The organism is Gluconobacter sp. P5B12 (assembly GCF_018812035.1).
In the GTDB taxonomy this organism is placed as follows: Bacteria; Pseudomonadota; Alphaproteobacteria; order Acetobacterales; family Acetobacteraceae; genus Gluconobacter.
The window spans coordinates 192,917-207,017 of sequence record NZ_JACRVV010000001.1 but is presented as its reverse complement, the minus strand read 5'-3'; the positions used below and the strand labels follow the sequence as shown (position 1 = coordinate 207,017).

Genomic DNA, 14,101 nt, shown 5'->3' with positions numbered 1-14,101 from the left:
AAAAATGTCGGTTTCATGCGAGGATCTGACGATGACGAGTCACGGGCCACGCAACATTTCGATGCCAAGAGATACGGTTTTCCGACTTCCATATCAAGCGGAATATCGTATTCATGCCTCATTTCCGAATGAGGAACTTCTGCGTGCCCCGACATTCCAGGCGAAAGCGTAAACTCATGGACGACCAGATCCGCCTGATGCGCGAGCGCGGCGAGCGCCTCCGCGAAGCGGCCCAAAGTATTGGCATCACCCATGCCGCCAAGGCGGCGGGCGTGCCGTATACGACCCTGAGAGACTACATGAATGGCGGGGAGATGAAATTCTCCGCTCTTGCGTCACTGGCCCGGGTCTGCGGCGTGTCCCTGGACTGGATCGCCTTTGGCACGGCTGGCGGTTCACCTTCCGGGGCGCCAGAGGTCCAGACCACGTCGACCCGTCAGATCGTCGTACCCTGGTATGATCATCATGAAGACGGTCTGCGGATTGGCCGCGACTGGTTGCAGAGCGTCATTCCCCGGGATCTTGCGTCCCTCTGCCTCATCAGCAATGCAGGCGATGCGATGGAGCCGACCCTGTCCTCGGGTGATCTGGTCATCGTGGACCGGAGCGTCACGACCGTGACGGGCAGCGCGCTCTATGCGCTGGAGAGTGCTGGCGCCATCCTGATCCGTCGCCTTGACCCCAAACTCGGTGGCGGGGTCCGAGTGATTGCTGACAATCATCGCTACCCGCCTCAGGACGTTGAGGCCGATCGCCTGGAGTGCTTCAAACTGCTCGGCGAAGTGGTCTGGATCGGCGGCGTGCCTCATCCCTGAGGCGTTCTTGATATACGGGAACCTGTTTCTCGAAACGGGCGTGAATCCGTATTGACGACACACGGGAAATCGTAGATCATTGGGTTCGTTGAGTTCGCTTTGTGTGCAGGGCTGTCCTGCCACACAGGAACTGCAAGGAGCTGGCGATGATGTCTCTGTCCCGTTGTGTCTTCTGGTCTGCCCCCTGTTTTAGCCTGTCAGGGGGCGTCTGACATGGTCGTCTCCATCCTCCTTGTCCTGATCGTTCTTCTCCTGCTCGTTCTGGCGCTGGGGTCGTCGGTCAGGCTGTTCGCGTGGCTGAAGGCCCGCGACATTCTGCCGCCCGCGGCTCTGATGCTGGGTACGGCATTGGTAATCCGGGTCGTCTTCCATGCCCACTGGGGGAGATAAGCGCTCATGACGTCTTCAACAGACGGTCTGTACAGCGAAGCGACCGAAGCAAAACGCGCGGCCCGTTTGGCTGCCTATCTCGAAGAGTATGGTGCCGAGGAAGACGAGACGCGGCTTCTGCTGAGATATGTCTCGTGGTTCGGAGCGGGCATCTGTCTTTTGTGCGGCATCGCCCTGGCTCTGCCCTGGCATCCGCTCTTTGCGTTCATTCTGGGCATGAGCGTCTGGAGCGGGTCGCGTGAACCGTTTCTCCGGAAACTGAAAGCCGCTGAAGACCGCCGCAGGCTTCGCGGGCTGGACTGAGACGGTTCGTTCGTTTTTCGGCAGGTCGCCCGCTCTTTTCCAATTTTCCCGTCATCGACTGTTTTTGCAAAAACAGCAAAGGATCCCGCATGTCTGCACGTCTTCTCAGAACCCTTGCCGTGACGTTGTCTCTCACCGGGCTGATCGCCCTGACAGGCTGTGCCTCGGAAGGAAACGAAACCATCAAAAACGAGACCGGTGCGTCCATCGATCAGAAGATCCATGATGGCGTGACCACCAAGGACCAGATCCGGGCCCTGTTCGGAGATCCTCGCGAGAGCACATTCACCGATAGCGGTCATGAGCAGTGGCGCTATGCGTTCACCAATGCCTCGTCTGACGCTGCCAACTTCATTCCGCTCTATGGCGACCTGCATCAGGGCACCCATGGTACGGAAAAGACACTGACCGTGATCTTCAACGGCGATGTCGTCTGGCATCACACGATGAATGCTTCGGCTGTCAAAACCGGTCGCGGGCTGTTCTGAGGCTAAATAAAAGAAAGTCCCCTCCGCCGTTGCAAGCAGAGGGGGTTAACCCAGGCCGCTGAAGAGCTGGATGCATCGTCCGGGTCTGAGGACATTCTCAAACCTTCCCAAGTCACGGGCGACGCCTCCGCTGGTCACTCAGTCTTCCAGCATGGCGGGGCCTTGAGGCAGACAGCCCCACTCTGCGGCCTGGCCGAAAGGTTCCTCCTCGCCAGGTGGTGGAGAGACGACATTGCCTGACAGCACCAGCAGCCGGTTCAGCGGCTCCCATTCCAGCAGTGTCTCAAGCAGCGCGGCTGCGCAGTTCAAACGCAGGAAAGGGCTGTCCCGCGTCAGTTCTGTCATCAGGTCTGTCCGTAGTTCGAGGACGGATTCCTGCAACCCGCACGGCCGCAACCAGGACGCCCGCTGTCGTGCGAGCCGGTACAGACAGAGATCATGAGGCGGCCGGTCCTGCGGTCCACCCAGCACGCGATGCAGGAACGACATGTGAAACCCTGCCAGAACAAAGGGTCGCGGGGCATCCACCGGCATCAGGGCCCGGAACAGGGGATCGCTGATGGTCAAGGCAGGCTGACCATGCTCGTCGGGACTTTCTTCCAGATGACCCGAGGAACGCCGGGGCTCACTCAACCAGAGCAGGCTTCGCCCTTCGACAAAGCCGTCCCTTTGCAGCAGCGTGACGGGAGCGCCCGCATAGGGCGCTCCTTTCTGATCCGGCGTGATATCGAGCAGTTTCAGGCGCGTGACGGGCCAGCGCGGCAGCCGGATCGGACCAGGGGTCATGATCTGCCTCCCAAGCGCAGCTGCGCTACCAGGGCAAGGAAATGCTCCTGTAACTGCGCTGGCTCAAGAAGATCGTTGAGATACCAGATCTCGGGCTTAAGGCACTTCTGCCGGTAGACCTCCAGCCGCCGGTCAAACTGCGCCAGCAAATAGGCTTCCCAGTCATTGCGTGTCACGCGGTCCGCACCGCAGGCGCCCACGATCTCGATATGCATCACACGGGAGCCGTAACGGATGGCGAAATCGGAATAGAACCGCGGCTGCTGCAACGGGTCGAGGGCGATTTCCAGATCCAGCGCAACATCCCGCGGAACAATGGGTTTGATCGCCTCATAGGCAATCCGCTCCGGGACGGAATTCAGCCGGGTTCCATCAGACGCAACAGAGCCTTGGCTGGGCAGATCCGGCCAGCGCTGCTCGACCCTGCGCAGGAGACAGGCCCAGACACTAGGTCGTTCATCACCGAGTTGCATGAGATGACGCCCCGCCGGTTGAAGGTAGCGGAACAGGCTTGAGGGCGGTTGCGCCTTCAGTCTGACGCTGATGTCGCGATACAGATCGAGATCGTCATCCGTGGGCTCGAAGAAAGAGCGCGCGTGACGGGACACGGTCGCCGCAGCGACCGGGGTTTTTGTAAGAAGCATGAAGCCTCCAGATTTTTGTGGGGAGAAAATGAGAGGCCGGAGTTGTCCGGCCTGTCGGTGTCAAGTGTTACGGGCGATACTTGAGGCCGCTCCCAGGCACCTGTCCGGTCCAAAGGGTTTCGATCAGTCGGGCCGCGGCATGAATGCGGACGAGATCGGAAGCCGGATGAACGCCCGAGCGGTCTTCCGCTGCAAACCGGGCCAGAAGTCTTTCCGGATCATCTCCAATCCCTGCCAACTCTGGCGCAAGCTGGTGCATCAGATCGGCAAGGGTCATGACCTGCGCTGTTTTCGTTGAGCAGGGACCAAGCCAGGCCGTCTCCTGCACCCCCATGAGCAGAACGAGATCTGGATGCAGGCCAGGAGAAAGAAAAGCGCCATCTTCAGTGTCCTCCGCTGCACCGACTGGTAACGGCATGGGCTGCTGCAGGATCTGGTCCCGCAGAGCCTGTCTGTGTGCCGGTCCCTGATCGACCTCCTGACAGGGAAACCACAGACCCAACTGCTCAGCCACAGCGAAGGGCTCAGTCCGGGACAGAACAAGATCGTACAGACAGATCGCAGTCCCGGTCGGCCGGAGCGGAGCGTCCGGGCGATCGCGGGAGGAGACAAGACCCATCAGGCGGACAGCCAGGTCCGTGCGCAGGAAGGACGTCATGCCATCCCCTCCCCTACTGAAAAACGGTGCGAACCTTCTGAGTGCGTGCTGTCCGTTGCCGACCCCGCGAGATCGAGATTCTCCGCAAAAACCTGGTTCAGGTCCGCCGCAAGGTGCGTGATGACAACCAGCGCACCCTCCAGGCGTGCATCGTTCAGGGCCGCACCCGGAGAACTGATGACATCACGCAGAACGGGCAAAACGACCCCCTGCAGCACAACCGTCGCATCATACAGCTGATCGAGCGGGGCATATCCCGGCTCGAAGAATTTTCTGGATTTCATCATGAGTGATCTCTTGAAAAAGGAGACCCAAGAGAGAGAAAAACTCTTTCGTTCGTAAAGCGAACCACGGCCACAGGCCGCTCTGGGGTGAGGACGACAATGTCCTCAACCTGCGAAGCCAGGAGAAATCAAAAACAGACCAGAAATGAATTCCACAAAGATAAAATAACGGACAAGATTCTATGAAAATATGCAGACCAGGAAAGAAAAAGTCTTACATATCCATACTTCTGTTGCGCTGAGAGCGAATTAATTGCTTCCTTCGAAGCGCCTTTTTCTTTTTCTCCGTGTCAGCCTCCACTCTCGCGCGCTCTTCATCAGTACTGTGTCTGTCTTCGTGTCCCGTCTCCTGATCCGGCAACGACACAGTCTCACTCGCCTCGCGGGTCTTTTCCGCTGCTTCGGGCGCCTCGTCGTCGGAGGTACGACTTTTACTTTCATTCAAAAGAGCGCTTTTCTGACGCTCCTTTTCCTGTTTCTGAACCCGTGCGGCCAGTCTCTCTGGCTCGTCCCGCTTTCTCATTTTTTCCCGTGCCGCCAGAGTAATATCCATCATGGCGCGCGTCGCTCTTGCCCGGGCTCTAAGTTTCTCCTGCAGGGTCTGGTGTGCCAGCCCAGTCGGATCGCCAATTCCAGACAGATAGTCGTCCGTCATTCTGTCCATGCTCTTCTGCATGCCAGGCGTCACAGCGGTGATGTGATCATGGCGGTTTCTGTCATATTTCGGATTGATGCCGGTGGAACGACCCTGTCTTTCCTTTTTGCCCTTCTTTTCAGAGTTCTCGTCTGCAGCGTTCGGAAAGGAAACCAGTGAACAGGAAGGGCTATTCTTCCATGAAGACGGTGCAGGCGTATCATTTTCCCTGTGGTCGCCAGGATTCGGTCTCGGCCGACTATCTTCTTCTGTGGTGTCGATATCATCAAGGTAGCTTCTGGCCGCATCTCTCCATCTGGCGGAAAAGGAGCGATCTCTCCTTTTCTCTTTTCGTTCGTCTTCCTTCATTCTGGTACGATGCAGAGCCAGTTCGTACCGGGCAGCTGCGTGCAGGCTGTCCAGGTCTTCGATGCTGATGTCCGGATCCAGGCTTTTCATCGGCTTTCTGGAGCCGGGTGCCCTTTTCGTATCCGTCGCCCTGATAATGGACGTCAGCGCACTCAGGGTCGCTTCATTCGTCAGGCGTCTGGCAAGCTTGCCCCGTTCGATCTTTCGCCTTTCAATCATCGCCAGGCGGCTTTTCTCGGCCGTGAAAACTTCATGCCCGGAAAGGCGGATAGACCGAGGCAAACAGTTCTTGTGCTTCTGGACGCCGGAATACCCTTTGGTCGCAACTTCAATCGCATGTTCGACATCCTGGATTTTCACCCACAACGCATCTCGACGTTCTGCTGCGGCGGCTATTTCCTGACTAATCATCCGCCGCGTCCATTCGGAATCCATGACAGCGAATTTCGCGCTTTTGGATTTGTCTGCGATAATCCGCCTGACGTTTTTCATGGGAGCCACGTCCAGTCCCATGTCTTTGTACGAACGCGGGTCGTATCGGACGTCTGACTGGTCTTCTGTCATCACGCGGTTAACGATTTTCGAGAATTTTATCCTCTGGTTTTTGACGTTATGGATATCGTAGATTCGGGCCGGTTTCGTCTGTTTATAGGGACGACGTGTTCTCTGGTGGTTGCATTTTGAGATGTATGTCTCGACGATTGAAAAATCCCATTCCAGCTTTCCAGTCTTCGGGTTGATGATTTTTTTGGCCGGACGGGGCCCATAGACAATATGCGCATGGTAGTTTCTGGAATCATTGTCCTTTGTCGGTTTGTGGATGGCGACCCAGTAGGGAATTCCGGCGTCCTCAAATTCCTTTGCAAAGTCTCTCATTATCAGAAAGCGGCTTCTGTCATTGGCTTCATGAGGAAGTTCAATTGTCATGCGGTTCTGGAGGCGGCCGTTTTTTGGAGCGGCCTCTTCTGTCAGTCGCCAGAACTCTGCCCGTTCTTCCGGGGTAGCGCCAAGTGTTCCAAAGGAGTTCGTAGTTCCTGTCGTTTGATTGGCGGGGTCCATCTTGGAGACGTTTTCAATGTAGGCCTGCATCGCGCCAGCAGAAGCATTCTCTTCAGGAGTACCGTGTGACTTCCCCGTGCTGCCTGCGCCAACACTGTCTTTGGCAAAACCCGAAGCTTTCATGCTTTCCAAGTCACCGGGTCTTCTGAATCTGCCCTCGCCGGTTATGGGATCGGGCTCATGGCGGCCGGCATCCAGTATTCTGAAATCAATGCGCCCGCCATCCTGAAGCGCGGTCTCTCGTTCAATATAGCGCTGGTGTTTGTCCAGGGCGCTTTCTTCACCAAAGGCGTTTTCGATATCTGTTCCGATTTTGCTGGATCCGCTTTTCTTCGCGCCAGGCCCGCTCTTTCCACTAGCACCGTTTGCGCCTTTTCCGGATTTTCCGGATTTCTGTTCCACGGAAGGTTTGGCGTTTGTCTGATTGATGAAGCGGTGTGAAAAATGAAACGGACGCCCGCCTGTATCCGGAGCCTTCAGGCGGATTGACGGCAGACTCTTCACCTGCCGTCCCTGGGTTTCGAGTGCCCTTTTCAGGATTGTTCCCAGGATCCCAGTTCTTTTGCTGTGATACGCAAGATCGGACAGCAGATCGTTTGTCAGCTTCTGCGCGTCATGCTGCTCTTTCTTCCGGGCACGGACGATCGTTCTGCGAATGGCAGCCTCTCTCGTGAGGGCAAAGATTTCTGAAGGGTCCAGGCCTTGGGACATGACGCGCTTTCTGCAGACTGATCCAGTTCAGCGTAACAGCCGCGTCTTAGGACGCAATCACATTAAGCATTTCCAGTGTTTCGATCGGATGCGGGTTGTTGTTTTTCGACTTTGAGCGATCACTTTCCGTGAGAGGATCCCTACCCGGGCTTCTTGGTTTCACCCGTCAGCACTGTTCTCTTCGGGAATGTCTAAGGTCAGCGAACCTCAGATCAGGCAATTCAGAAATCAGAAAGCGGTTGTCATGGACTCTCTGCACTGCCGGAACCTTACAGGGGCCGGCGCGACACCAGAAGGTGGCGCGTGCATGAAGAGTGACGCGCACGAAGGGCGCCGACGCCCCCGGCAGGGCAAGGAAGAAAACATGAGCTTAAGCATTTGTTTTCTTTGGGTTTTTGCTGCCATGCGGCAAAAACCTGTTATCGTGCCTTCAAGCTATCTTTTCAGTCTAAAGGTGAATCTTTTGAACGTGTCTTTCTATTCTGTATCTGTTTCGCGTTCACTCCAGACCTCCCTAAGACTGAAAATTGTGCGGTTTTCAGGGTTTTTTAGGCCCGTATGAGGGATCTGAGGGCCTTCTGGAATCCTGTATCGGTTGGCCCGGGGTGTAGCCCTGAGGGCTTAAAATATGGCTGTTTTCTGCGGCTCTTTTTTCGGGTTTTTCGGTTTCACTGATTTTTCTCGAAAAGCGCGCGTAAATGGCGATTATGTGTCGATTTCTGGCTGTTTTTGAAAGAAGTCCTGTTTTGAGGCTTTTTATGACCAGCTTCGGATTTCAGCAGCGATGTTGAATGTCAGTACTGGTTTCTGAGATTTTACATGAAGATTCGGGAAACGACCGTTGATTCTCGACGTGTGTGTGTTTTGCCCTGCACATTCATGCACACGTCATGTTTCTGCTGTGTTGTTGAATGTCGGTACTGGTTTTTGAGATTTTACGTGAAGATTCGGGAAATGGCCGTTGCTTCTCGACGTATGTGTGTTTTGCGGTGTGCGTTCACCGGCACATCAGGTTTTCACAGTTTTGTTGAATGCTGATGCCGGTTTCTGGGATTTCAGATGAAGATTCGGGATCTGCTATGGTTGGCTGAGCGTATTCGGATTTGCGGATTTTTTTGAACGCTGTCTGATTTCGACCGTGATGCTGAAGGCGTGTGGTGGTTTCTGTCGTATTTGCGATGCTTCGCGATCTGGCTGAAGTGGTGAGCGTTCGACCTGTTTTTTCGTGTTTGTGTATGCATCCGGAAACAGGGCTGTTTTTGAATGTATGGTTCAGCCGGGATCGAGACGATTTCGGCTGAGGCTGGTGTACAGGACTACCAAAGCGGCATCATGAATCATGCCGAGCGCAGATTTTGGAGGCGTCGACCCCCGCCTATGAGTTGGACCAATTCTGGACCAATCCCCGCTTCACCGCGTGACACAACGCGACACACGTCGACACCATAAGGTACTGTTCTAATTATATTTATTTAAAAATATCTTTGATATGAAAAGGTTTAATTCGCCCTTTCACGGCGGCAACACGGGTTCGAATCCCGTACGGGACACCAAGCTTTTCAAAAGCTTACAGGCACATTTCTCAAAATGAAATGACGCAGATATCCAGCTTTGATCGTACTCTGTACGGTCTCAGAGCTGGAATTTTCTGTTTGTGCCCTCTGCATGAGACCGCGCTTATCGTTCAGGCATCTCAAGACTACCCCTCCCTAAAAATCGTCGTCCGACTCTGAATTTCTCCTGAAGTCTGAAACCTTTTTTAACTCCTGCAATCACAATTCCGTGTCATAGACCAGACATCTTTTGACATGGAGAGCGTACTTGTCCCGTTTCCCCCTGCACATGGCCTGCCGCTCTGTTTTTTCTATCCGCGGGCTCCTGATGATGAGCACAGCGTTCGGTCTGCTCGCAGCACCTTCGCAGGCCTACGCAGATGATGATGTGATGTCTCGTATGGAAAAGGAGATGCACCGCCTTCAGGAAGCGCAGGCGCATGTTCAGCAGGAACAGGAAGAGATTAATCGCGATCTTGTCATGCTCCGCTCAGAGATGGCCAAGCATCATCACATCGTTCACCCTGCAGACAAGACAACGACGAACACGACAACAGTCGCGCGGAGCACACCGTTGGGGTCTGCTCTTCAGGGAGCAGCGCCTCATCTGGCACATCTGCATTCGTCCCTACATCCAACGGAACTTGCTGCGGGGGAGACACTCGCATCACATGCCAGTTCTCCCGGGAAACGGGCTTCACACATTTTACCCTCACCTGAGGAAAGAGACCGGGTGGCGCTGGATCGTCGCGACCACGGGGTGACTGAGTCTGGCGCCGGATCTGAACTGGCCGTGGTCGGGAAGCGGACAGAAGATGTCATGGTGCGTTTCGCTGAAAACGGCGTCGGTCCCCATCCGCGTGAAACAATCGGCGCGCAGTCCGCAGGCGCCGTGGGCGACCATGGCGTGTTTCACCTTGGCCCTGTCACGCTCATGCTGGGTGGATTTGTGGACATGGCAGCCGTTCTTGAGAACCGCCATGTCGCATCTGGCACATTCAATTACTGGCAGGACATGCCGTATCCGAATGAACCGCGGTATCACACCAACAATTTTGAAGGGAGCGCCCGGTATAGCCGCCTCTCCCTCCTGGCACGCGGCAACATCAATTCCGAAGCCACCATTTCAGGCTTCTTTGAATCCGATTTTGGTGCTGGTGCGGTTACGACAGATCCGTATGAAAGCAACAGCTATGCGTTCCGGATGCGTCAGGCCTATCTAGCCTATGATGACAACAAAGCGGGCTGGCATTTCCTCGGCGGACAGGCCTGGAGCCTTCTGACACCTGGACGTATCGGGATCGTAGCCCGTCAGGAAAGCCTTCCGGAAACCATTGAGGCCTCCATGCTGGCGGGTCAGACCTGGGCTCGGCAATGGCAGGTGCGCGTCGTCAAGGATTTCATGGACCACCGCCTCTGGGCAGGTTTCTCCATCGAAAACCCGGCGACCCTGTATGACACCACTGGCTTCACGAACACCAACGGCACGGTGTCCCTGCCAAACGGCAACACGGCAACGATTGGCGAAAAAGGCGTTGGTCTGACGAATGACACAGCGAACTTCTCAAACGAAATCGCGCCAGATCTGATTGGCAAACTGGCTTACGATCCCAGTTGGGGCCATTACGAAGTCGAAGGGATTCTGCATTTCCCGCATGATCGCGTGACCATCAATCATACAGGCCACAACAACACCGCCATTGCGGGTGGCGCAGGGGGATCGCTGATCCTGCCAATCATTTCAGGCAAGCTGGAGTTCCGCGCGGCCGGCCTCGCGGGATGGGGCATCAACCGCTACGGTTCCGTGCTGCTTCCGGATGCGACCCTGAATGCCAAGGGAGACCCGGTGCCCCTCTTCGGTCTTCAAGCCCAGGCAGGCCTGATTGCACATCCCAACCCGCATATTGATGTGTATGGATATTTTGGCACACAGCGTGTGGGACATGCTTATTTCAACAGCGATGACTCGTCTTACGGCTACGGCAACCCACTGTATTCGAATGCTGGTTGCCTACAGGAGCTTTCGTCCCTCACCTGCTCCGCCAATACACGCGGCGTTTCAGAGGCGACGATCGGTGCCTGGTGGAGGTTCTTCAAAGGTCGTTTTGGCACTGTTGAAGGTGGCACCCAGCTTGCCTACGCACGACGGGATATCTGGAAAGGTATCGGCGGTGATCCGCATACCAGCATGAGCCAGATCTTCTTCGACTTCCGCTATCTGCCCTTCCAGTAAAATGCGCCTGCCCAAAAAGCCGCATGTTCAACACACGCGGCTTTTTCCATTTTCAGCCCTTCGTCCAGTACCCGGACGCCTTGATCCACTGCGGCGAAATTCCACGCTCGTTTTCCAGAACAGTCCGAATGGCGCGTGCAACGGATGCTTCCGCCGCAACCCAGATGAATGTCTGCGGCGCGATCTGAATGGTTTTCAGGGCGCGCAGGAACGGCTCGGCCTGATGCGCCTGTTCGCTTGGACGATGAACCCAGACAGGTGTGTAGGACGCCTTCGTTTCGAAGGACTGTTCCTCTGAGGCATCTGTCACCGCAGCCAGTGTGGTGACAGGCGTTCCGGCATCTAGTTCTTCGATGCGCCTGCCAATAGCCGGAAGTGCGGTTTCATCCCCGATCAGAAGCCAGTTCCAAATATCACCCGTAATGACGCGCGATCCTTTGGGGCCACCAATAGCCAGATGATCGCCGGGCTTGGCGCGCCGGGCCCAGTCCGCCGCCGGTCCGCCATCATGGTCCACAAAATCCAGAACCAGCGTACCAGCAACGCGGTCAAACACGCGCGGCGTGTAATCCCGACGGGCCATGTCCCCATCACCCTGTGGAACAAAGATCTTGATGTGATCATCTGGTGACAGGCTGGGAAAATCCCGAAGGCTCTCGTCCTGAAGCATGATGCGGATCATGTGTGGCGTCACGCGCCCGACGTCCACCACGGTCAGATCACGGCGTTTCAGCTCGTGCATAACGCGACGGATTTCCGGGGGAGCAATGGCTGTGGTGTCAGTAACGGTCATCTTCTCATCCTTGAATTAACCCTGAGCAACGGGTCTGAGGACTGCATGACGACAGACGCACAGGCCCGGCACAGCGCAGGGGCTGTTCGGTTCTGTGCGTTGATTGACGTTAACGCTTACGGAAACTGGAGACGTCCAGCCTCGATGTCATCTCCAGCCACGATCTGACTGGAGCATTCCTTCAGCTTTTCCCTTTACTGGTCCTCGACCGAAAATTCGATAGGAACAGTGAGAGAAACTGTCGCCCCTGCAATCTCTTCCGGGGGCGGCGGGAACGGCTCTGCACGCCGGACAACCGCCAGTGTTTCTTCGTCCAGCAATGCAAAACCGCCACTTTTCCGGATTTTTGCAGATAAAACATGTCCACGCCGATCCATGACGAAAAACAGCACAGGAGCTCCCTCCTGATGCTGCGCCAGAGCGTCTGCCGGGTAACGCTTGAAACGTTCGAGACGCGCCAGAATATCGCCCTGCCAGGTCACGGGCGCGTTGCTGGAGTGACTCGCGTGAGAGGCAGACGCTGCGCTACTGCTCTGGGAGGGCGTACTATCGGCAGCAGGCGGCGCTGTCATCTTGTCGGCAACAGGAGCCTGCATCGGGACCGGTTTCACCGGCTGAGGCGGGCTCTTTGCTGTCTTCTTGTGAACCTTGACCTTCTCCACCTTTGGAACTGGCACAGGCGGATGTGGCGCCGGAGACGGCGGGGCGTCCACCTGTTGAGGCGTGTCCGGCTGCGGTTCCGGCTGTGTGACCATCTGCTGTGGACCGGGATCGACATCCTGCGGAGGAGCCGGTGCAGGTGTTGGCATGGGGGACATGTCAATCGCGATTGCAGGCGGGGGAGCTGCACTTGGTGCCGCAACCTGTGGCGGCGCATGTGCCACGGCCCACCAGAGTGCCACGCCTGTCAGAATAGTCATGGCAGCACCAGACAGGCCCCAGACACGGACACTGCGCTGGTCTTCGGTCTGCTGATACGACTGATACCAGTCCCGGAAGGTCGTGGGGAGAGACGCGTGTGAAGAACTCACGGCCCTTCCCCAGCCTCCTGCCCCTGAAGCGTGACAAGCGCGACCTTAAGGAAACCAGCCTTCCGAAGCTGCCCCATTACGTCCATCAGCGTTCCATAATCGACGGTCTTGTCCGCCCGCAGAAAAATGCGCTCTTCCTTGTTTCCCTTACTGGCTTTGCCGAGTGCATCAACGAGCTGATCCGAACTGACGGCATCTTCGCCCAGAGCCAGCGTATGGTCAGCCTTGACGGTCAGGAACACCGGTTCATCCGGGCGGGGAGCAGGCGTTTCAGTAGAAGATGGCAGATCAACCGGCACGTTGACCGTCGTCAGAGGTGCCGCGACCATGAAGATCACGAGCAGAACCAGCATGACGTCGATAAACGGCGTCACGTTGATTTCATGCGCTTCCAGCACCGCCTCATCGGCATGACGAATGTGAATAGCCATGCCTGCGATTACTCCGCAGCAGCCATGAAGCGGACGACATTGCCGCTTGCTGCAAGCGCCGCGCGGGCCAGATCACGGGAGACCAGACGCATCACAAGTGACGTCAGATCCGCGACGCAGGCGCGACAGGCCGCCGTCTGACGGGCCAGATGATTGTAGATCACAACGGCAGGAATGGCCGCGACCAGGCCAAGTGCCGTGGCCAGCAGGGCCTCGGCGATACCAGGAGCAACAACGGCCAGGCTGGTCGCATGAGCAGCTGCAATGCCCGTGAAGGAGGACATGATGCCCCACACCGTTCCGAACAGGCCAATGAAAGGAGACGTCGCACCAATCGTAGCGAGCACGCCGGTTCCTCTCATGAGGCGGCGGCCTTCGGCAGCTTCCAGACGCTCAAGATGCAGGACAATCCGCTCTTTAATGCCTTCACGATCGGCAGGAATATCTTCCGAGCGACGGCGCTCCGCTTCTGCGGCCAGCACCATGGCATGAGCGATACCCGCACCATCGCGCGTCCATTCTTCCCCCAGATGCAATGTGTCTGCATCTTCCAGAGCCGTTTCTGATTTCTTGAGCTGTCCGCGCAAGCGAACCAACTCAACGGTTTTGGCAATGAAGATCGTCCATGTGACGACGGATGCCGCTGCCAGAAGTGTCATGACACATCGGACAACCGGCCCGGCGCCCAGAAACATCTGCCAGGGAGAGAACGTAAGAGACATCAAATAGGCCTGTCGGGGCGACTCTATGCGCCCTCCTGTCTCGAGGTTGGAACACCATATCCTTGCAGAAAACCGACATCTATCTCGCGCAGTCCGGGCGACACGCACCACATGGATTGCAGAAACCCGCAAAGACCTTTAAGGGACGATAATGAGAGTCATTCTTAATTACAAGCAAGATTCTCAACCGCTTTGAA

15 protein-coding genes and 1 tRNA gene are annotated in these 14,101 nt (G+C 56.3%); 7 read left to right on the top strand and 9 right to left on the bottom strand.

What is annotated here, in order from left to right; all coding sequences use genetic code 11:
• Positions 1 to 176: 176 nt before the first annotated feature.
• The 4 genes from KP702_RS00850 (at position 177) to KP702_RS00835 (ending at position 1,996) form a co-directional block, all read left to right on the top strand.
• The gene (locus KP702_RS00850; RefSeq protein ID WP_215768369.1) at positions 177 to 815 is read left to right on the top strand and encodes a LexA family transcriptional regulator; all 639 of its coding nucleotides are present in this window, start codon (positions 177 to 179) and stop codon (positions 813 to 815) included.
• A 213-nt stretch (positions 816 to 1,028) separates the two neighbouring features.
• A complete protein-coding gene (locus KP702_RS00845; protein WP_194285332.1) occupies positions 1,029 to 1,205 on the top strand; it encodes a hypothetical protein in 177 nt (58 codons plus the stop codon).
• Positions 1,206 to 1,211: 6 nt separating this feature from the next.
• Positions 1,212 to 1,508, top strand: a complete 297-nt coding sequence (locus KP702_RS00840) for a hypothetical protein (protein WP_215768367.1) — start codon at positions 1,212 to 1,214, stop codon at positions 1,506 to 1,508.
• 89 nt (positions 1,509 to 1,597) lie between these two features.
• A complete protein-coding gene (locus KP702_RS00835; protein WP_215768366.1) occupies positions 1,598 to 1,996 on the top strand; it encodes an outer membrane protein assembly factor BamE in 399 nt (132 codons plus the stop codon).
• A gap of 138 nt (positions 1,997 to 2,134) precedes the next feature.
• Here the strand turns inward: KP702_RS00835 and KP702_RS00830 are convergent, their stop codons facing one another.
• The 5 genes from KP702_RS00830 to KP702_RS00810 all read right to left on the bottom strand — a co-directional run bounded on the left by KP702_RS00830 (position 2,135) and on the right by KP702_RS00810 (position 7,141).
• Positions 2,135 to 2,782 (bottom strand): hypothetical protein, encoded by a 648-nt coding sequence (locus tag KP702_RS00830; protein WP_215768365.1) that lies wholly within the window; start codon positions 2,780 to 2,782, stop codon positions 2,135 to 2,137.
• Complete coding sequence (locus tag KP702_RS00825) at positions 2,779 to 3,426, bottom strand: hypothetical protein (protein ID WP_215768364.1); 648 nt, start codon at positions 3,424 to 3,426, stop codon at positions 2,779 to 2,781. Before KP702_RS00825 ends, KP702_RS00830 begins: the two co-directional genes overlap by 4 nt.
• Positions 3,427 to 3,493: 67 nt before the next feature.
• The gene (locus tag KP702_RS00820; RefSeq protein ID WP_215768363.1) at positions 3,494 to 4,084 is read right to left on the bottom strand and encodes a hypothetical protein; all 591 of its coding nucleotides are present in this window, start codon (positions 4,082 to 4,084) and stop codon (positions 3,494 to 3,496) included.
• Complete coding sequence (locus tag KP702_RS00815; RefSeq protein WP_215768551.1) at positions 4,081 to 4,371, bottom strand: hypothetical protein; 291 nt, start codon at positions 4,369 to 4,371, stop codon at positions 4,081 to 4,083. The genes KP702_RS00820 and KP702_RS00815 overlap by 4 nt, the downstream gene beginning before the upstream one ends.
• Before the next feature lie 211 nt (positions 4,372 to 4,582).
• Positions 4,583 to 7,141, bottom strand: a complete 2,559-nt coding sequence (locus KP702_RS00810) for a MobA/MobL family protein (RefSeq protein WP_215768362.1) — start codon at positions 7,139 to 7,141, stop codon at positions 4,583 to 4,585.
• Between the two features lie 1,487 nt (positions 7,142 to 8,628).
• Between KP702_RS00810 and KP702_RS00805 the strand changes: the two genes are divergently transcribed.
• Together KP702_RS00805 and KP702_RS00800 are read left to right on the top strand one after the other, a co-directional pair.
• Positions 8,629 to 8,694: transfer RNA gene (locus KP702_RS00805), tRNA-OTHER, on the top strand.
• Positions 8,695 to 9,085: 391 nt separating this feature from the next.
• Positions 9,086 to 10,927, top strand: coding sequence for a hypothetical protein (locus KP702_RS00800; RefSeq protein ID WP_252348509.1), 1,842 nt, complete (start codon positions 9,086 to 9,088; stop codon positions 10,925 to 10,927).
• A gap of 52 nt (positions 10,928 to 10,979) precedes the next feature.
• Here KP702_RS00800 and KP702_RS00795 read toward each other — a convergent pair whose 3' ends face one another.
• Positions 10,980 to 11,720: a siderophore-interacting protein gene (locus KP702_RS00795; RefSeq protein WP_215768361.1), complete on the bottom strand. Its 741-nt coding sequence runs from the start codon at positions 11,718 to 11,720 to the stop codon at positions 10,980 to 10,982.
• A 45-nt stretch (positions 11,721 to 11,765) separates the two neighbouring features.
• On the opposite strand from KP702_RS00795, the gene KP702_RS16360 reads away from it, so the two are divergent.
• Entirely contained in the window at positions 11,766 to 11,888 is a 123-nt protein-coding gene (locus KP702_RS16360; RefSeq protein WP_255494173.1) for a hypothetical protein, read from the top strand.
• 26 nt (positions 11,889 to 11,914) lie between these two features.
• Here the strand turns inward: KP702_RS16360 and KP702_RS16505 are convergent, their stop codons facing one another.
• The 3 genes from KP702_RS16505 to exbB are packed head-to-tail and all read right to left on the bottom strand — an operon-like array spanning position 11,915 to position 13,904.
• Positions 11,915 to 12,751: a TonB family protein gene (locus tag KP702_RS16505; protein WP_215768360.1), complete on the bottom strand. Its 837-nt coding sequence runs from the start codon at positions 12,749 to 12,751 to the stop codon at positions 11,915 to 11,917.
• Entirely contained in the window at positions 12,748 to 13,182 is a 435-nt protein-coding gene (exbD, locus tag KP702_RS00785) for a TonB system transport protein ExbD (protein WP_064273675.1), read from the bottom strand. Before exbD ends, KP702_RS16505 begins: the two co-directional genes overlap by 4 nt.
• Positions 13,183 to 13,190: 8 nt before the next feature.
• Positions 13,191 to 13,904 carry a tonB-system energizer ExbB gene (gene exbB, locus KP702_RS00780; RefSeq protein WP_215768359.1) on the bottom strand — a complete coding sequence of 238 codons (714 nt, stop codon included), beginning with the start codon at positions 13,902 to 13,904 and terminating at the stop codon, positions 13,191 to 13,193.
• Between the last annotated feature and the right edge of the window lie 197 nt (positions 13,905 to 14,101).